The organism is Amphibacillus marinus (assembly GCF_900110345.1).
In the GTDB taxonomy this organism is placed as follows: Bacteria; Bacillota; Bacilli; order Bacillales; family Amphibacillaceae; genus Amphibacillus_D; species Amphibacillus_D marinus.
Genome location: NZ_FODJ01000005.1, coordinates 87,032 through 105,960 on the forward strand (window position 1 = coordinate 87,032; position 18,929 = coordinate 105,960).

Consider the following 18,929-nt stretch of genomic DNA (forward strand, 5'->3'; position numbering starts at 1 on the left):
TTATCAATAAGAGTTGAGGAGTGTGTGTGATGAAAGTTGTAATGGCATCAGACCATGGTGGTTATCAATTAGCAAATGAAATAGAAGCCTTTCTTCAAGATTTAGGTGCAACAGTGACGCATTTAGGTAGTAAAGGAGCCGATTCAGTTGATTACTCAGACTACGGTATCCCTGCTGCTGAGAAAGTGGCAAACGGTGAGTTTGATCGTGGTATTGTCATTTGTGGGACAGGTATTGGGATGTCCATTGCGGCTAATAAAGTAAAAGGTATTCGCTGTGCGCTTGTCCATGATGTCTATACCGCCCGTGTAACCAGAGAGCATAACAATTCAAATATGCTCGCAATGGGTGCGCGGGTAATTGGCGTTGATTTAGCGAAGGAAATTGTGAAGACATGGATTAAATCTGACTTTGAAGGTGGTCGTCATCAAAGACGGATTGAAAAAGTAGCCAACTATGAATCCCAATGATAAATTAACTGACCAGTTAGATATTCTCATAAATGAATGGTCAGAGAGTGACCTACTGAAGGAAGGTATGAGCTTTATTGTTGGTTGCTCAACTAGTGAAATAATTGGTGAGCGCATTGGTACGATGGGTAACGTGGACATAGCTTCGTTAATTTTTTCTGCCTTAATGAATTTGAAGGAGATGACAGGTATTTCCATAGTTTTTCAATGCTGTGAGCATTTAAATCGGGCCCTAGTAATGGAACGTAAGCTTGCAGCACAACAGGGTTACGATCCTGTTCATGTGGTACCGGCGAAAAATGCTGGTGGATCAATGGCTAGCTATGCTTATCAGCATCTCTCTGATCCTGTTGTCGTCGAGCACATGCGTGCAGACGCAGGTATTGATATTGGTGATACGATGATTGGCATGCACATCAAGCATGTTGCCGTGCCGTTAAGGTTGAAGCAAAACAAGTTAGGACAGGCTCGGGTTAATGCAGCCTATCATCGGCCGAAGTTAATCGGTGGGGAACGAGCACTGTATAAGTAACAAAGACAAATCTGGGCGTGGCGGCTCAGTATTTTTCTTATAAAAAAAATGAACAACAAATTAAGGGGGATGATTTGGATGGAACATGTAAAGGCAAATGACTTGGAGCTGTATCAGGCAATTGAGCTAGAGCGTGGTCGTCAAAATGACAAAATAGAATTAATTGCTTCAGAAAACTTTGTCACCAAAACGATTATGGAAGCTCAGGGCTCAGTTTTAACAAATAAATATGCAGAAGGTTACCCGGAGAAGCGTTATTATGGAGGCTGTGAATTTGTCGATATTACTGAAAATTTAGCACGTGATCGCGCCAAACAACTATTTGGTGCTGAACATGCCAATGTTCAACCACATTCAGGTGCGCAAGCAAATATGGCTGTTTATCACGCTTTTTTAGAGCCAGGCGATACAGTGCTTGGCATGAATCTATCACATGGTGGTCATTTAACCCATGGTAGCCCAGTCAATTTTAGTGGTAAGCTCTATAACTTTGAGGAGTATGGTGTCGATCAAGAAACAGAGATACTTGATTATGAAGTTGTTCGTCAAAAAGCATTACAGGTCAAACCTAAATTAATTGTTGCTGGTGCTAGTGCCTATCCGAGAACCATCGACTTTAAGAAGTTCCGTGAAATAGCCGATGAGGTTGATGCTTATTTAATGGTTGATATGGCACATATTGCCGGCTTAGTTGCTACTGGCGAGCATCCAGATCCAATCCCTTATGCTGATTTCGTCACAACAACTACGCACAAGACTTTACGTGGTCCTCGGGGCGGTATGATTCTTACCAAAGAGAAATACGCTAAGCAAATTGATAAAGCTGTTTTTCCAGGCATCCAAGGCGGTCCACTCATGCATGTCATTGCAGCAAAAGCCGCCGCATTTAAAGAAGCGCTTGAACCGAGCTTTACGGAATATGCCAAGCAAATTGTCAAGAATGCCAAGAGCTTTGCCACCGCACTTGAAGCAGAGGGGATTCGGTTAATTTCAGGTGGCACAGATAACCATTTATTGTTACTCGATGTTCGTAGCTTGAATCTAACTGGTAAAGATGCTGAGAAGGCATTAGATGATATTGGGATTACAACGAACAAAAATACGATCCCATATGATCCAGAAAGCCCATTCGTTACAAGTGGTGTGCGTGTTGGAACTGCCGCTGTTACGACACGAGGATTTAAGGAACAAGAATTAACAGAAGTCGGAAAAATTATTGCCTTTACCTTAAGAAACCATCAGGATGAGGTAAAGCTTGAGGAAGCTAAGCAGCGGGTCAAAGCATTAACAGACCGCTTTCCACTTTATAAATAATTGTCAAGGAAGAACCGTAGCAAATCACGCTAGGGTTTTTCTTTGTGACCCCTGCTGTCGCTTTTCAGCAAAAAACTACAAAAATTATCAGACAGTACTTGAAAGCAAGCGCAAAGTTCAGTACACTTTTAGAGATATATAATCTTAGTGAGGAGCGATCATAGATGGGTAATGTATTTGTATTGGATCATCCACTAATACAACACAAATTAACACATATTAGAAAAACAGAAACAGGTACAAAGGAGTTTCGTGAGCTGGTAGATGAAGTAGCTGGATTAATGGCCTACGAAATTACGCGTGACCTCCCGGTAATGGAGGTAGAGATCGAAACCCCGGTTGCGAAAACGAAATCGAACGTTCTTTCGGGAAGAAAAGTAGGAATCATCCCAATTCTAAGAGCAGGATTAGGTATGGTTGATGGCGTGCTCCGCCATATTCCCACAGCAAAGGTAGGTCACGTTGGTCTTTATCGCGACCCAGAGACGTTAAAGCCTGTTGAATATTATATAAAAATGCCTAACGACATTGAAGAGCGTGAATTAATTGTTGTTGATCCAATGCTTGCCACGGGTGGCTCCGCCGAAGATGCAATTACTTCGCTGAAAAAGCGTGGTGCAAAAAACATTAAACTTATGTGCTTAATTGCTGCACCAGAAGGTGTGGAGCAAATTAAACAAGCACATCCTGACGTTGACATTTATCTTGCCGCAATTGACGAGAAGCTAAATGAAAAAGGGTATATTGTTCCTGGTTTGGGTGATGCTGGTGATCGCCTGTACGGTACAAAATAGCATAGATAAAGGCGCTTACTAATGGGTAGGCGCTTTTTCTAAAGGGAAGGTGATAAAACATGCGTAAAATTACTGTTATGCCAATTTTTGGCACGCGTCCTGAAGCAATTAAAATGGCACCACTTGTTATTGAGTTGAAAAAACGAAAGCAGCAATTTGAAACCATCGTTGCTGTAACAGCCCAGCATCGCGAAATGCTTGACCAGGTTCTTACTATTTTCAATATTACGCCAGATTATGATTTAAATATCATGAAGAAAAATCAAACACTTGCGGATATAACCACCCGTGTTCTACAGGGACTAGAACCAATTATTAGTGAAGTTAAACCGGATATTATTCTTGTGCATGGTGATACAACGACAACATTTGCCGCATCACTTGTTGCTTACTATCATCAAATAGCAGTTGGTCATGTTGAAGCTGGTTTACGCACTTGGAACAAGCTTTCACCATTTCCAGAAGAAATCAATCGCCAATTAACAGGGGTCCTGTCTGACTTACACTTTGCTCCAACCGAGAAGTCAGCAGCGAATTTACTCGCTGAAAACAAGTCCAAGGATCGCATCTTCATAACCGGAAATACGGCAATAGATGCTCTTCAGACAACTGTTACACAAGATTATCAGCATCCAATTCTAGATCGTGTGAAAGGAAAGAGACTTGTGTTGGTAACCGCACACCGACGTGAAAATTTGGGTGAGAATATGAGTAAAATGTTTCGTGCAATTAGAAGATTAGTTGACACGCATACTAATATCCACGTTGTTTATCCTGTTCATTTAAATCCAGTTGTTCAAGAAGCTGCCCTAACAATTTTAGGTAATCATGATCGAATTGATTTAATTAAACCACTCGATGTTATGGATTTTCATAATTTTGCAGCTCAAGCCGATTTAATTCTAACTGATTCTGGTGGTGTGCAGGAGGAAGCTCCTTCCCTTGGTGTTCCCGTTCTTGTATTAAGAGATACTACGGAACGACCAGAGGGAATTGAAGCGGGAACATTAAAACTTGCAGGTACTGAGGAAGAGCAGATTTATAAATTAGCGAATCATTTATTAATTGATCAGGAAGCCTATCAACAAATGGCACACGCATCTAATCCATATGGAGACGGAAAAGCAAGCGTCCGGATTTCTGATGCTATTCACAATTATTTTAGCGAAAAACTGTCGTGAAATTACGACAGTTTTTTTGAATAGAAGAGAGATATTTCATTTGCTTAAAATGTCCTTTATGGTAAAAGCAATCAAGGCACAGAAGTAAGCCACCCTATCGCCAAAATGAAATTCACTTCCTAAAAGCTTCAAATCTCAATTCAACCAATAAAAAAAACGCCAAGTAACCTTATTAAAAAGTGCATGTTTCTTACGTGGTAATCACAAACTATCTCAAAAAGGAGTTTACAACTTTGAGAAAATTACTTATGATTACCCTGCTTTTTTTAATATTATTTCCTGCAAAAACTAATGCCACTCTTGAAAAGAGTAAAATTTTAATTGAGCTTAATACCCATGTTGCAAACTTCGAACAAGATTTGGAGCGCCACTTTCCGCATGTGAAAGTGATTGAACGTTTCACAACACTGTTAAATGCTATTGTTGTGGAGGGGACAGGGTATCAGCTGAACCGAATTTTAAGTGATAAAGCGGTCAAGGGTGCGTATCCCATTACAACCTATCAAGTCAATCCTATATATAGCGATGAGGAAATTCCTACACATGAGGTTAGTCAAATAAATCAGCTGCAACACACCGGAAAAGGGGTAAAGATTGGCGTTATTGACACTGGGATTGATTATACTCATCCTGATTTAGCAGCTAATTATTTTGGTGGCTATGATGTCATTGATTTCGATGGAGACCCGATGGAAACTCTACCAGAGCAGGGAATGCCAACCTTACACGGTACTCATGTTGCGGGTATTATTGCAGCTAATGGAGAGCACAAAGGTATTGCGCCTGACGCTGAATTGTACAGTTATCGTGCCCTTGGGCCAGGAGGAATGGGGACGACAATTCAAGTGATTGCCGCACTTGAAAAGGCTGTGGACGATGGCATGGATATTATAAATCTCTCGCTTGGTAATAGTATTAATGGACCAGATTGGCCGACAAGTATTGCTGTTAATCGCGCAATTGATAAAGGGATTTCTGTTGTCATTGCAAATGGTAACACTGGTCCTGCCCCATGGACAGTAGGCTCTCCGGCAACTGCGACCAAGGCAATCTCAGTTGGTGCTTCTACACAAACATACACACAAGCAACCATAGTCGAACCTATTCAAAATCGAACACTAGCTTACACCGCAATTCAGGGTACTCCAGCTTGGCGATTGACAAAAGACTACCCCGTTATTTATGGCGGAATTGGTTCTGATACACTTCCGAATGCGAGCGGAAAAATTGTCTTGTTTAAACGAGGGGAGCTAACTTTTTCTGAGAAAGTTGAGCAGGCACAGTTGGCTGAGGCAGAAGCGGTTATTATCTATAATGATAGTAACGAGCAAATTCAAGCAGGAGTTGAGTTTGAAGCCGAAATCCCTGCTATCCTAATATCAGAGGCGGACGGTGAATGGTTAATTAGTCAAGCAAATAAAGAAGGGTCAGTATGGCTTGATACAATGTATCAAACACACGAAAACGAGGTGGCCTCATTTAGTTCAAGAGGTCCTGTGACCGCAAGCTGGCAAATTAAGCCGGAAATTGTGGCACCAGGTGTCAATATTACCAGTACAGTTCCAGATGGCTATGCGAGTCTGCAAGGAACGAGTATGGCAGCACCTTATATAGCTGGTGCTTTAGCTGTCCTTAAAGAAGCTCAGCCGGATTGGACACCATATCAGTTAAAAGCGGCCTTGCTAACCCAAGCAAAGCCACTTGCTGGGCAACTTCCAACTGAACAGGGCATGGGCGAAGTTGATTTATTAGCAGCCATTAATACCCCTGTAATTATTGAAAATTCTCTTCTTAATCTTGGCTTAATTAGTCAGTTTAAGGAAATAAAAACGCATAAGCTAGAAGTAACAAATACGTCTAATGATCCCTTGCTTATTCAATTTGATCGTCCTAATCTTGCACAAGGAATTAAGTGGGAGCTCCCAGCAACAATAACCATACAACCAAATCAAACAGAAACCATTCCACTTACTATCACGATCCGATCAGAGCAATTAGCAGAAGGTATGCATCAGGGTTATCTATCTGTCCAAATAAATAAGCAGACCTATCAACTCCCTTACTTATTTATTAATCAAACGGCAGCCTTTCCAAAGTTAGCAGGCTTTGAACTCGATCCTGTCCTGAATGAAATAGGGAGTTATACACTCAAGCTCCAGCTTGCAGAAGAGAATGACAAAATTATGTTAGACCTATATGATCCAGTAACCTATGACTATTTAGGAACGATCTTAAATGAAGATGAAGTTGCTGCAGGCTTATATGAAGAAAGGATTGATTTAACTAATATTGAAGTAAAACCAGCGTATTTAATCAACATTATTCTAATAAAAGAGGACCGAATTGACCATATTCAGCAGCTTTTTACGCCATAAAGCGACCTATTTAGAATGAAAGCGGTTTTATTTGTGAATTTTTTTAGTCTATAGGTTTTTTTTGACTTCGAGTGTTATAATGGGATTATTCGGTTTTAAAAGCATCTGTGTAGAGTTAAGTACTTACCTAGGAATGCACCTATTTTGTGGAGGTAACGCCATGTGGGATTATCAAACTGCTGTTAAGCAACAACTTAGATGGTTGAGATATATCGTACTGGTGCTAGCAGGCTGTACACTTATTACTTTAGGACACCGAATCTGGCTCGGTTTGTTAATAGGCAGTGTGACAAGCTATACAAATTTATGGTTACTGCAAAGAAACATGAATAATATCGTCGAGGTAGCGATTGGCAATAGAAGATATGCATCAGCTGGAACAATTAGTCGAATTGGTTCAGCTCTGCTTGTCGTTGCGCTCGCAAGGTACTTCGATCAATTTATTAGTTTTTTTGCAGTAGTTATGGGGCTGATGCTTAAGTACGTTGTGATTTTGCTCGAGTCCTGTTACCGTGTCCGAACCGAAAATATTAAATAGAAAAAAGGGGTGAGAACATGGATCATGGTGCACCGATTATTGAGAATTTATGGGGGATACCTTGGTTAAGTGTAAATTTATCAACGGTTGCAATGGTGATCATATCGTGCGCTGTTACGTTTATTCTGGCAGTATTGGCCACAAGAAACCTAGAGCGTAAGCCAGCCGGTGTGCAGAACTTTATGGAATATCTGGTTGACTTCGTTAAAAGAATAATTAACGATTCAATGGACTGGCGAACCGGGAAGAAATTTCTTCCACTTGCGTTAACCCTAATTACGTTTATTTTTGTTAGTAATATTTTAGGGTTAATTACAATTGGGATATATAACGGTGATGTTTGGTGGAAATCACCAACAGCAGATGCAGGTGTAACCTTATCTTTAGCCGCATTTGTCATTATTTTATCGAATTATTACGGTGTTAAGATGCGTAGCACCAAGAAATATGCTAAGAACTTCATAAAACCAGTAGTCATTATGCTACCGTTTAAGCTAATTGAGGAATTTACCAACACGATGACGCTTGGTTTTCGACTTTACGGAAATATCTTTGCTGGAGAAATTTTGTTAGGATTACTGGCAAATATGGCTTCTGTTACTGTCATTGGCGCACTAATTCCAATGATTTTATGGCAAGGATTTAGCTTGTTTGTAGGTGCCATCCAAGCCTTTATTTTTACAACACTTTCAATGGTGTATATGTCACACAAAGTTTTAGAAGATCATTAATTAACAGGATAGATTTGAGGAGGAAAATGATATGGAAGCAATTGCAGCAGCATTAGCTGTCGGTTTGGCAGCACTTGGAGCTAGTTTTGCAAATAGTATTATTGTTAAAAGTACAATTGAGGGGATTTCTCGTCAGCCCGAGCTACGTGGTCCTCTACAGCTTGTCATGTTAATCGGGATCGCACTTGTAGAAGCTATTCCTATTCTAGCAGTAGTTGTTGCTTTTATGATTTTATAGTCAAACGAATAGGAAGGAAGTGTACGCGATGTTAAGCACATCACAATCCTTTGTTGTCGGTGCCACAGTAGGAGGCCTACATGTTGGTGATATTGTCGTCACAATAATCGGTTTCTCATTGTTATTATTTTTATTAAAGATATTTGCTTGGGGCCCGTTAATTAAAGTAATGGAAGAGCGAGAAGAATTTGTCGCAACGGAGTTAGAAACTGCTCAAGAAAAAAGTATTCAGGCAAATCGAGCAATTGAAGAAGCTGATGAGAAACTTGCCTCTGCTCGACATGAAGCTAAGAAAATAGTAGTTGAAGCAAGACGATCAGCGACGACCTTGGAAGAGAATATTGTCAATGAAGCCCGTGCGGTAGCAAAGAAAATGCGCCAGGATGCAGAGGAAGAAATTATAATTGAGCGTCAAGAAGCGGTGCAGGATATGCAAGAGCAGGTTGCTGAAATTGCTTTCCAGATTGCAATGGATATTATTAAGAAAGAAATGAGTCCAGAGGATCAAAAGCGTTTAATTCAAGAACGATTAGATCGTTTAGGAGACGAGTTAACATGAAAAACCGATTAAAGGCCCGCCGCTATGCCGAGGCTTTATATGAGGTTGCAAGTGAACGTGGGCATTGTGATCTGATTGAAGCAGAGCTAATGGTTATTAAAGAGGTTTTTTATGCGAAGTCAGAGCTTGTTAGCTTTCTGCAAAACCCACAGCAGTGGATGAATCGAGCCCGTATTATTAAATCAACCTTTACTACTTTTTCATCTGAAGTAGTCAAAACGCTACTAATAATGGTTGAGCACCATGCTGAAAAAGAGGTTGGGTCAATGGTTGATTACTATGTCACCCTATTAAATAGAGATCGTTGCATTGGCGTCGGGAAGGTTCTGACAGCTGAACCGTTGGCTGAAGAACGCCTCGAGGAAATTTCAGTGCGATTTGCGCCGAAGTTCAATTTCAAACGGCTAAAGTTAATTAACGTTATTGAACCCGATATCTTAGGTGGCTTCAAGATTATTGTCAATCAGCAAGTATATGACGCCTCGGTCCAGGGACGCTTACGCAATATGAAAAAGAACTTTGTACCATTGTACAAAAGGTGAGAAGGGGTGACGTTGTATGGAAATCAGAGCGGAAGATATAAGTGCCCTGATAAAAAAGCAAATTCAGTATTATCAAAATGACACAGAGATTTATGATCTTGGTACTGTGATTGAAACAGGTGATGGAATTGCCCAAATTTATGGGCTAAACAATGCATTATTAGGCGAACTCGTTGAATTTCTAGATGGTACAATGGGCCTCGTCCAAAGTTTAGAAGAGGATCGCGTCGGTGTCGTTATCTTAGGCTCTCACCTTTCAATCCGTGAAGGAGATGAGGTGCGCAGAACGGGACGGATTATGGAAGTCCCTGTTGGGAAGTCCCTGCTTGGTCGCGTTGTAAATCCTTTGGGACAGCCAATTGACGGCAAAGGACCAATCAAAACGCGCAAGACACGTCCAATCGAGGCACACGCACCGGGTGTAATGGAGCGTAAATCCATTCATGAACCGCTTCAAACGGGAATAAAAGCAATTGATGCTCTTGTACCAATCGGAAGAGGGCAACGTGAGCTAATAATAGGTGATCGTCAAACAGGCAAGACAACTGTCGCTGTTGATACCATCTTAAATCAAAAGAATCAAAATATGTTTTGTATTTATGTTGCAATTGGTCAGAAGGATTCAACAGTAAGAGCAACAGTAGAAACCTTTAGAAAACACGGAGCACTTGATTATACAATTGTTATTAATGCCGGAGCATCAGCGCCAGCGCCATTGCAATATTTAGCCCCTTATGCAGGTGTAGCAATGGGTGAGGAGTTTATGTTTAGTGGTGAGCATGCGTTAGTTATTTATGATGATATTTCTAAGCAAGCGGCGGCCTACCGTGAACTCTCTTTGCTTTTAAAACGACCACCTGGACGTGAAGCATTTCCTGGTGATGTTTTCTATTTGCATTCGCGTTTACTCGAGCGCGCCGCAAAGCTAAGTGATGAACTAGGCGGTGGTTCACTTACTGCTTTACCGTTTGTCGAAACACAAGCAGGTGATATTTCAGCATATATCCCAACGAATGTTATTTCAATTACAGATGGACAAATCTTTTTACAATCCGATTTGTTCTTCGCTGGGGTAAGACCTGCAATTAATCCAGGTTTGTCGGTATCACGTGTTGGTGGGTCAGCACAGACAAAAGCAATGAAGAAAGTCGCTGGGACGTTGCGCATTGACTTGGCATCCTATCGAGAGCTTGAATCGTTTGCTCAATTTGGTTCGGATTTGGATCGATCAACATTAGCTAAGCTTAATCGTGGCAAGCGAACAATTGAAGTACTTAAGCAAGGCTTACATCAGCCAATTGCCATGGAAAATCAAGTAATGATTATTTATGCACTTATTCATGGCTTCTTAGATGAGATTCCACTTGAAGATATTACGCGCTTCGAGACTGAACTGTATCCTTATTTAGAAGCTGCCTATCCAGAAGTATTAGCTGAGATTCGGCAGTCAGGCAAATTAGCGTCGTCAGCAGATATGGAAGAAGCGATTCGCACATTCACAAAACAGTTTATTGTATCTGCCTAATGCAAAAAGGGAGGCGAGCGCATGATTCCGTCACTACGAGAAATCCAAAAACGTATTGAAGCAACTGAAAAAACAAAGAAAATTACCAATGCCATGCATATGGTTGCAGCTTCAAAGCTTGGAAAGTCCGAAGCATCAAGTCAAGCATTTATTGCTTATGCTGAAAAAATAGAAGAGATGGTTCGCCATATTGTTGAAAGCTATGGCGATCACAATCACCCTATCCTTATCCCGCGTAAAGTAAGGAAGACAGCTTATTTTGTCATTACTTCTGACCGTGGACTCGCGGGACCATTTAATAGTCAAGTACTCAGACGTCTAGAAGAGATTATTCAAGAAAGACATCGTTCTAAACGGGAGTATACGATTATTACAATAGGAAGGATGGGTAGAGAATACTTTAAGAATAGAGAAATGCCTGTTTTAAGAGCTGTTACCGATTTGCCCGATCGTCCATATTTCAGTGACTTAGAGGATCTGACCTATGATACTGTGCAGTTTTATATTGATGGTGAATTTGACCGACTTGAAATGGTATACAATCATTATTTGTCAGCAATGACACAAGAGGTCAGAGTTAAGAAAATATTGCCGCTCATTAATGAGGATGACGTTGATAAGCTAAAAAAACAAACACATAGTGAGTTTTTATTTGAACCGAGTGAGGATCAAATCTTAAAAACATTACTCCCACAATACGCAGAAAGCTTGATATACGGTGCTTTTTTAGAAAGTAAGGCAAGTGAAAATGCATCGCGCATGAATGCGATGCGCAACGCAACAGATAATGCCGACAATATGATTTCAGATCTGCGCTTACAGTATAATCGTGCCAGACAAGCGCAAATTACTCAGGAACTGTCTGAAATTATTAGCGGAGCAGATGCTCAGCACGACTAACAAACGTGTCGGTATAGGAGGAATAATCGATGAATAAAGGATTTGTCACTCAAGTTATCGGGCCTGTCATCGATGTCAAATTTGATGCAGGTGAATTACCTAAAACAAATGACGCACTCGTTGTAACGGCACACCAAAATGAACAGGATGTCGATGTAACGCTAGAGGTCGCCCTACACCTTGGTGATCACAAGGTGAGGACAATTGCCATGTCAGCAACGGAAGGAATTAGACGTGGAGATGAGGTGAGGAATACTGGTGCACCCATCAGTGTGCCAGTTGGCGATCAAACATTAGGTCGAATTTTTAACGTTCTCGGCGAAGAAATCGATGGTGGTACACCGCTACCCGAAGATGTCCAACGAGAACCAATCCACCGCTTATCACCTGATTTCCGTAAGCTATCAACAGAGACAGAGATTTTAGAAACTGGCATTAAAGTCGTTGATCTGCTTGCTCCTTATATTAAAGGTGGTAAGATCGGTCTATTTGGTGGTGCCGGCGTTGGCAAAACAGTTTTGATTCAGGAATTAATTCATAATATTGCGCAAGAGCATGGTGGGATTTCTGTATTTGCTGGGGTAGGAGAGCGGACACGCGAAGGAAATGATCTCTATTTTGAGATGAAGGATTCTGGTGTTATCAAGAAGACCGCCATGGTTTTTGGCCAAATGAATGAACCACCCGGCGCCAGAATGCGCGTTGCTTTGACTGGTTTAACGATGGCTGAATATTTCCGTGATAAAAAGCGACAGGATGTCTTGCTGTTTATTGATAATATCTTTCGTTTTACTCAAGCAGGCTCGGAGGTTTCCGCCTTGCTAGGGAGAATGCCGTCAGCGGTTGGTTATCAGCCAACGCTGGCAACCGAAATGGGTCGTTTGCAGGAGCGGATTACATCAACAACTCACGGATCAGTTACTTCAATTCAGGCAATCTATGTACCTGCTGATGACTATACCGATCCGGCACCTGCTACGACTTTTACACACCTAGATGCAACAACTAGCCTAGACCGTAAACTATCTGAACAAGGTATTTATCCAGCTGTTGATCCATTAAGCTCCACTTCTCGTGCGTTGGACCCTAATGTTGTTGGTGCTGAGCATTATAAAATTGCCAGAACTGTTCAACAAACATTACAGCGCTATCGGGAATTGCAGGATATTATTGCCATTTTAGGGATGGACGAATTATCTGATCAAGATAAAATCATTGTTGCACGTGCACGACGGATTCAGTTCTTTTTATCACAAAACTTCCATGTGGCTGAACAATTTACTGGCCAAGAAGGTTCATATGTACCAGTTAAAGAAACAATTAGAGGCTTCAAAGAAATCTTAGAAGGTAAATATGACGACTTACCAGAAGATGCCTTTCGCCTAGTCGGTACTATCGATGAGGCAATCGAAAAGGCAATGCGTATGGAGGGGTAATATGGCTAACCAACTAACTGTTGAAGTGGTGACCCCTGATGGCCAAATTATTAACGATCATTTTAATATGGTTGTCGTGCATGCTGAACAAGGAGAGTTAGGAATATTACCTGGTCATACCCCTTTAATTGCTCCTTTAATTATTAGCTCTGCCCGCTTAAGGACAGCAGATGATTCAATTAAAGTAGCAATTGGCGGTGGCTTTGTCGAAGTTAATCAAGATCATGTCACGATCCTTGTCCAGTCAGCTGAGTCACCAGCCAAAATTGATGTACAAAGAGCCCGAAAAGCTAAAGAAAGAGCATTACGGCGGATAAAACAAAAACGCGATCATGTCGATTTTAGACGGGCAGAGCTAGCTCTAAAGCGAGCTATTAATCGGTTAAACATGGTGGGCGAAGAATAATATAAAGTTGTATTTTGAAAAAAGAGCATCTGGTCATACGTTTTGAGGCTATTTAGAGCCAATAGACGTACTACTAGATGCTTTTATTTTCCTAAGCTTGTATTCCCAACTTGTCTCCTCTATAATTGGTTAGTGGTACAATTATTCCGACATGTTATGACGTTATTTCCGGGGAAATAACAAAAAAGGAGGAAGAAATAATGCTACAGGATTTAGGAATTGAGGCGCTTATAAACATAGTCTCACACCTGTTTTTTATTACAGTCACATGGCAAGTGATTCGGGCTGTTCGTCTTGATGAGATCTTTAGTAAGAATCGAATTTTGGAAGCAAGAATTTTCATCCTATTTGTCACAATTATGATTGGTTCTGCTGTAAGTAACTTTGTCATCGACCTATTAACGTGGTCACAACGGTTGCTTTATTTATTTTAATGAGGGATTTCTAGTTATTAGTATAAGGATGCCGCTAATGGTCATACTGGATAGTAAAATCATTAGAGGTGACTAAAAATGACTAAGGCAATTATTCATACATCTGTCCTACTTACATTATTAAGTGTTTTATTTTCTGTCAGTCGGGAATCAACTTTACAAGAACTCATTAATTTTGCTCAAGAAAATCAATATGCTGTTGCTTCTGGGGAATGGGTGGTAAAGGAAACCTTCTCGGAAGCAATGCTTAGTGATATCCTTGCTAATATTGAGCAAGCTAATTTTATAGCAATTAATAATAAAGAGCAGTCTGAAGTCCTGCGTTTTGAAAGAAAACAGACTAATAACTTAATAGAAACGGTAACGATTTTCACAAGAGAACATAATAATGAACGTCTAGTGATATATCATTTATCAGGTGATATCAAGGAGTTAGAGCGAAAACCTGTCGACAAAAAAATTAATTCGTTCATTGGAACTATTTACACAAATGAAAAGCTTGATTATGCTTGTATTAGTCTGTCTCAAAATGGTATCATAGACACTAGGTATTTTATCACGGATTTGAAAGCTAATTTACAGATTAGAGAAATTAATAGACTTGAAGAATCGAATTTTGTAGTAATTACGGGCTATACAGAACAGTTTAAGCAATCGATACCAATTGAAAATGACAAAATGAATGTGCAAATAGCTAGTCGAACAGGTGCAAATGGTGAAACCACCTTTATAATTGGAACACCTATCCTAACGACTGAATACTAATAAAATATAGACTTTGATGTTAGAGGAGAATGAGCCTTGGAAAAAATAATAATTAAAGGTGGTAACAGATTAACTGGATCAGTAAAAGTTGAAGGGGCAAAAAATGCCGTGCTTCCAGTTATTGCTGCAACGCTCATGGCGAGTAAGGGCCAATCAAAGGTCAGTAATGTACCAACCTTAGCAGATGTATATACAATGAAAGATGTCTTAACTCATATAAATGCAAAAGTCAAAATGACTGACAATATACTTTATGTCGATGCTGTTAACCCTTTGTTAACAGAGGCGCCATTAGAATATGTAACAAAAATGCGGGCATCAGTCCTTGTCTTGGGTCCATTATTAGCAAGATACGGTCATGCAAAAGTAGCATTACCTGGCGGTTGTGCGATTGGTTCACGGCCAATTGATCTGCACTTAAAAGGGTTTGAAGCAATGGGTGCAGAGGTCCATGTCGGAAATGGCTACGTTGAGGTATACACAGATAAGCCTTTGAAAGGTGCAAAGGTTTATTTAGATATGCCTAGTGTTGGAGCGACAGAAAATATTATGATGGCGGCTGCGTTAGCAAAAGGTAAAACAATTATTGAAAATGCAGCTAAGGAACCAGAAATTGTTGATTTAGCGAACTTTTTAAATAAGATGGGTGCTAAAGTTATCGGTGCAGGCACTGAAAATATTAAAATTATTGGTGTAACTGAATTACACGGTACAGAGCACTCAATTATTCCTGATCGGATTGAGGCTGGGACTTTTATGGTGGCAGCTGCACTTACCCAAGGGAATGTGTTAATTGAAGGTGCTGAATTTGAGCACTCTCGTTCGCTTATCTCTAAAATGGAAGAGATGGGCGTCACTGTAATTGAAGAACCAAATGGCTTACGGGTAATCGGACCAGAAAAATTAGGAGCAGTTGATATTAAAACACTGCCGCATCCTGGTTTCCCTACTGACATGCAATCGCAAATGATGACGTTAATGCTTAAATCAACTGGCACAAGTGTTATTACTGAAACTGTATTTGAAAATCGCTTTATGCACGTTGAAGAGTTTCGACGAATGAATGCTAAAATGAAGATTGAAGGTCGAAGTGTGATTGTTGAAGGACCGACAAACCTTCAAGGTGCAGAGGTTCAAGCAACCGACTTAAGAGCAGGTGCTGCACTCGTGTTAGCCGGACTAATTTCAGAAGGCTATACACGTGTCACTGAGCTTAAGCACATCGATCGTGGCTACGTGAACTTAACTGGTAAGTTAAAAGCACTTGGTGCTGATATAGAACGAATTGAAGACGTTAATATTGAACTTGTTTCCGGTGATCAATTTGAACGGATCTCATCATTATAATTATTTTGCTAGCTAAGGCCAATTTCTTTTCGAAGGGGTTGGTCTTTTTATTAACTTTATTATAGAACGTACGTTCCTTGTTTGCAACCCCTTATTGGTTTGTGTAATTTTTAAAAAATTAGGAAAAGAGGAATTAATTTTATTAAAGTTGAAACTTTTCTTAGAATAATAACATTATTATGTTCTAGTATTTTAAAAAATGATGTTTGTAAATGATCATCTTATAAGTTATCATACAGAAAAACATTCAAAGTGAGGTTGTCTATGAAAAGAAATATAACAAGGAAATCTAAACAGCTCCTTCAGCTTGAAGTGCTCTTAGCTAGACTAAGTTCAAATTATCCAAAATATTACAAGATAAAAGAGCAGCATGCTCGAGAGTTAGCTGGCTATTTAGGTGAGTCATCTCTTTACTATCATTTTAACTTTTTAGAGATAACAGATGGCTATCATCTCACAAGTATCCGTATAAGGGGGAAACAATTTTATTTTCAAATTGATCATCTTATTCTTACGCAATGTGTCTGTTTTATAATTGAGGTTAAGCATAGAAAAGGGTTGGTAAAATGTAGTGAAAGGGGGCAATACATCCAAGAATACAATGGTCAACAAAAAGTATTTGAAGATCCCTACCTACAAGCCCTGATACAAAAGAAACAACTAGAATATCTACTCGCCATCCATAACTTTCCTTTACTACCAATACACCCAATTGTCGTTTTTTCCCACGATCAATCGCTACTTGACACATCCATCCAAACCCCTAACGTTGTCACCCTGCAACAATTCGCTGATTATCTTAATGAAACTTATCGCAGTTATAAACAGGTATTTATCAACAAGCACACATTAAAATCTTTAAATCAGTTGCTAATAGAATCCAATACTCAATTAACAACTAATTTACAAGAGCGCTACTTAATAAAGAAAACAGACTTGAAGCTAGGTGTTCTATGTCAATCCTGTAAGCAAAACATTTTGATGAGATGTCTAGTTGGTAACTGGGAGTGTCCCCGTTGTTTAACAAAGGATAAGCTTGCTCATAAGGATGCGTTGCGTCATTTTGCTGTCTTATATAAACCTACTATAATGAATCACGAGGCTAAATGGTGGCTAAAGCTAGATTCAGCTAATACTAGTTATCGATTACTTAAACAAACGGCAAAAAGTTATACTGGAAAAAATAAAGGACGTATCTATGACTTATCTAATTTAATAACTTAAGCATTCAGGTTTGTGGTGATAAGTATGGCGAAAGTGTTGGGGATTTATATTGATGTAAAGCTAAATAACGAGTTCTTGATTAATCAGCGCCTTGATGGGTATATCCGCGTGTTTGCGAATAAATCCGTAGCAGTAGCCGCTAAATCCGCGAGTTTGTGAATAAATCCGTAGCAGGAGTGCTAAATCCGCAAGTTTGTGAATAAATCCGTAGCAGTAGCCGCTAAATCCGCAAGTTTGTGAATAAATCCGTAGCAGTAGCCACTAAATCCGCGAGTTAGCGAATAAATCCGTAGCAGGAGTGCTAAATCCGCGAGTTAGCAAATGAATCCGTAGCTTGAGTCACTATATCCGCGAGTTGTGAATAAATCCGTAGCAGTAGCCACTAAATCCGCGAGTTTACGATTAAATCCACACCAGTTCGCTATATCCGCTAACTAGTAATCAAATCTAGCAACCATCAGTTTAAAAGACATTAATTAAATATGGAATAGCGCAAATTAATCGTGCATATCATTTATTGTTACTAACATTTTTGGATTGGGGGGCTTTATGATTCAACAGCGTTCAATATTAAAACCTATTTTAATCGTAGTAATTAGTATGGTAGTGATCACATTAGGAATCCCATCAACTATTGTTTTATTAAGCTCAGATTCACATTCCGAGGAGGAGGCACCAGCAGTATTGGCAAATGTGCAAACCGAATTACCAGAAGAAAGTATGTTAACGGTAAAAGTTGAGCGGGCAAGTTCAAATGAGATTGAAGCTGTTCCTCTTGAGCAATATGTAATTAGTGTTGTATCATCCGAAATGCCAGCTGATTTTGAATTAGAGGCTTTAAAAGCACAAGCGCTCGCAGCTAGAACCTATATTGTGCAATATATGCTTGCTACTGATGCGGCAAATGGTGAGCAGGTTATTACAGATACTGTCCAGCATCAAGTTTATCGTAATCAAGAAGAATTAAAAGAGCTGTGGGGTTCAGACTATAGCTGGAAGCTCGCCAAGATAACTGAAGCTGTGGCAGCAACAGCAGGTGAAATACTAACTTATGATAACAATCCAATTACACCAGCTTTCTTTTCAACCAGCAATGGGAAAACAGAAAACTCGGAGGATTATTGGGAGAATTCACTACCATATCTAGTGACAGTTGATAGTCATTGGGATGCTGATTCACCCAAATTTATTGATCAGAAGACTATTCAAATATCAGAAGTGGAACAGCAGCTAGGAATAAGCTTTACGAGTCCAGTGCAAAATCCGCGTATGACATATACTTCAAGTAATCGCGTTCAGACTGTAGAACTGGGTGGAAATGTATTTACTGGGAGGGAAATAAGAGAAAAACTAGATTTAAGATCAACTGATTTTACTATTGAACATAAAAATGATTATTTGATCTTCACAACTAAAGGCTTTGGTCATGGTGTTGGCATGAGTCAATATGGTGCAAATGGGATGGCTAAGGAAGGCAAAGGTTATCAGGAAATTGTGCAACACTACTATCAAGGTGTAGAGATTTCTGCTATCACTGAAGCTGCAACCACCTTAGTTGCAAAAAATTAAAGAATGGATGTATAAAACTTCCTCTTTCTGATCAGAATGGTTGCTGAGG

General features: G+C 39.9%; 20 protein-coding genes. All 20 read left to right on the forward strand.

Annotation, left to right across the window (positions count from 1 at the left end):
* Nucleotides 1–29: 29 nt before the first annotated feature.
* The 20 genes from rpiB (at nucleotide 30) to spoIID (ending at nucleotide 18,880) form a co-directional block, all read left to right on the forward strand.
* The gene (gene rpiB / locus BM000_RS08545) at nucleotides 30–470 is read left to right on the forward strand and encodes a ribose 5-phosphate isomerase B (protein WP_091496893.1); all 441 of its coding nucleotides are present in this window, start codon (nucleotides 30–32) and stop codon (nucleotides 468–470) included.
* Nucleotides 457–1,002 (forward strand): TIGR01440 family protein, encoded by a 546-nt coding sequence (locus tag BM000_RS08550; protein WP_091496895.1) that lies wholly within the window; start codon nucleotides 457–459, stop codon nucleotides 1,000–1,002. The genes rpiB and BM000_RS08550 overlap by 14 nt, the downstream gene beginning before the upstream one ends.
* A 78-nt stretch (nucleotides 1,003–1,080) precedes the next feature.
* Nucleotides 1,081–2,316 carry a serine hydroxymethyltransferase gene (locus tag BM000_RS08555; protein WP_091496897.1) on the forward strand — a complete coding sequence of 412 codons (1,236 nt, stop codon included), beginning with the start codon at nucleotides 1,081–1,083 and terminating at the stop codon, nucleotides 2,314–2,316.
* A 164-nt stretch (nucleotides 2,317–2,480) separates the two neighbouring features.
* Entirely contained in the window at nucleotides 2,481–3,110 is a 630-nt protein-coding gene (gene upp, locus BM000_RS08560; RefSeq protein ID WP_091496898.1) for a uracil phosphoribosyltransferase, read from the forward strand.
* Between the two features lie 59 nt (nucleotides 3,111–3,169).
* Nucleotides 3,170–4,291, forward strand: coding sequence for a non-hydrolyzing UDP-N-acetylglucosamine 2-epimerase (gene wecB, locus BM000_RS08565; protein WP_091496899.1), 1,122 nt, complete (start codon nucleotides 3,170–3,172; stop codon nucleotides 4,289–4,291).
* Nucleotides 4,292–4,524: 233 nt separating this feature from the next.
* Nucleotides 4,525–6,666: a S8 family serine peptidase gene (locus tag BM000_RS08570; RefSeq protein WP_245751616.1), complete on the forward strand. Its 2,142-nt coding sequence runs from the start codon at nucleotides 4,525–4,527 to the stop codon at nucleotides 6,664–6,666.
* A gap of 160 nt (nucleotides 6,667–6,826) precedes the next feature.
* Nucleotides 6,827–7,204 carry an ATP synthase subunit I gene (locus tag BM000_RS08575; protein ID WP_091496900.1) on the forward strand — a complete coding sequence of 126 codons (378 nt, stop codon included), beginning with the start codon at nucleotides 6,827–6,829 and terminating at the stop codon, nucleotides 7,202–7,204.
* A 17-nt stretch (nucleotides 7,205–7,221) separates the two neighbouring features.
* Nucleotides 7,222–7,935: a F0F1 ATP synthase subunit A gene (gene atpB / locus BM000_RS08580; protein WP_091496901.1), complete on the forward strand. Its 714-nt coding sequence runs from the start codon at nucleotides 7,222–7,224 to the stop codon at nucleotides 7,933–7,935.
* A 31-nt stretch (nucleotides 7,936–7,966) separates the two neighbouring features.
* Nucleotides 7,967–8,173 carry a F0F1 ATP synthase subunit C gene (gene atpE, locus BM000_RS08585; RefSeq protein WP_091496903.1) on the forward strand — a complete coding sequence of 69 codons (207 nt, stop codon included), beginning with the start codon at nucleotides 7,967–7,969 and terminating at the stop codon, nucleotides 8,171–8,173.
* Between the two features lie 28 nt (nucleotides 8,174–8,201).
* On the forward strand, nucleotides 8,202–8,732 hold the full coding sequence (gene atpF, locus BM000_RS08590; RefSeq protein WP_091496905.1) for a F0F1 ATP synthase subunit B: 531 nt from the start codon (nucleotides 8,202–8,204) through the stop codon (nucleotides 8,730–8,732).
* Nucleotides 8,729–9,274 (forward strand): ATP synthase F1 subunit delta, encoded by a 546-nt coding sequence (gene atpH, locus BM000_RS08595; protein WP_091496907.1) that lies wholly within the window; start codon nucleotides 8,729–8,731, stop codon nucleotides 9,272–9,274. The genes atpF and atpH overlap by 4 nt, the downstream gene beginning before the upstream one ends.
* A 16-nt stretch (nucleotides 9,275–9,290) precedes the next feature.
* A complete protein-coding gene (atpA, locus tag BM000_RS08600) occupies nucleotides 9,291–10,799 on the forward strand; it encodes a F0F1 ATP synthase subunit alpha (RefSeq protein WP_091496909.1) in 1,509 nt (502 codons plus the stop codon).
* Between the two features lie 24 nt (nucleotides 10,800–10,823).
* Nucleotides 10,824–11,699, forward strand: coding sequence for an ATP synthase F1 subunit gamma (gene atpG / locus BM000_RS08605; protein WP_091497159.1), 876 nt, complete (start codon nucleotides 10,824–10,826; stop codon nucleotides 11,697–11,699).
* A 29-nt stretch (nucleotides 11,700–11,728) separates the two neighbouring features.
* Nucleotides 11,729–13,135 (forward strand): F0F1 ATP synthase subunit beta, encoded by a 1,407-nt coding sequence (gene atpD / locus BM000_RS08610; RefSeq protein WP_091496911.1) that lies wholly within the window; start codon nucleotides 11,729–11,731, stop codon nucleotides 13,133–13,135.
* A gap of 1 nt (nucleotide 13,136) precedes the next feature.
* Nucleotides 13,137–13,541: a F0F1 ATP synthase subunit epsilon gene (locus tag BM000_RS08615; protein ID WP_091496913.1), complete on the forward strand. Its 405-nt coding sequence runs from the start codon at nucleotides 13,137–13,139 to the stop codon at nucleotides 13,539–13,541.
* 200 nt (nucleotides 13,542–13,741) lie between these two features.
* Nucleotides 13,742–13,975 (forward strand): DUF1146 family protein, encoded by a 234-nt coding sequence (locus tag BM000_RS08620; protein ID WP_091496915.1) that lies wholly within the window; start codon nucleotides 13,742–13,744, stop codon nucleotides 13,973–13,975.
* A 78-nt stretch (nucleotides 13,976–14,053) separates the two neighbouring features.
* Nucleotides 14,054–14,740, forward strand: coding sequence for a YwmB family TATA-box binding protein (locus tag BM000_RS08625; protein ID WP_091496917.1), 687 nt, complete (start codon nucleotides 14,054–14,056; stop codon nucleotides 14,738–14,740).
* Between the two features lie 36 nt (nucleotides 14,741–14,776).
* The gene (gene murA, locus BM000_RS08630) at nucleotides 14,777–16,087 is read left to right on the forward strand and encodes a UDP-N-acetylglucosamine 1-carboxyvinyltransferase (protein WP_091496919.1); all 1,311 of its coding nucleotides are present in this window, start codon (nucleotides 14,777–14,779) and stop codon (nucleotides 16,085–16,087) included.
* 264 nt (nucleotides 16,088–16,351) lie between these two features.
* Nucleotides 16,352–17,311: a nuclease-related domain-containing protein gene (locus tag BM000_RS08635; protein ID WP_091496923.1), complete on the forward strand. Its 960-nt coding sequence runs from the start codon at nucleotides 16,352–16,354 to the stop codon at nucleotides 17,309–17,311.
* Between the two features lie 549 nt (nucleotides 17,312–17,860).
* Complete coding sequence (gene spoIID / locus BM000_RS08640) at nucleotides 17,861–18,880, forward strand: stage II sporulation protein D (protein ID WP_091496925.1); 1,020 nt, start codon at nucleotides 17,861–17,863, stop codon at nucleotides 18,878–18,880.
* Nucleotides 18,881–18,929: the final 49 nt, after the last annotated feature.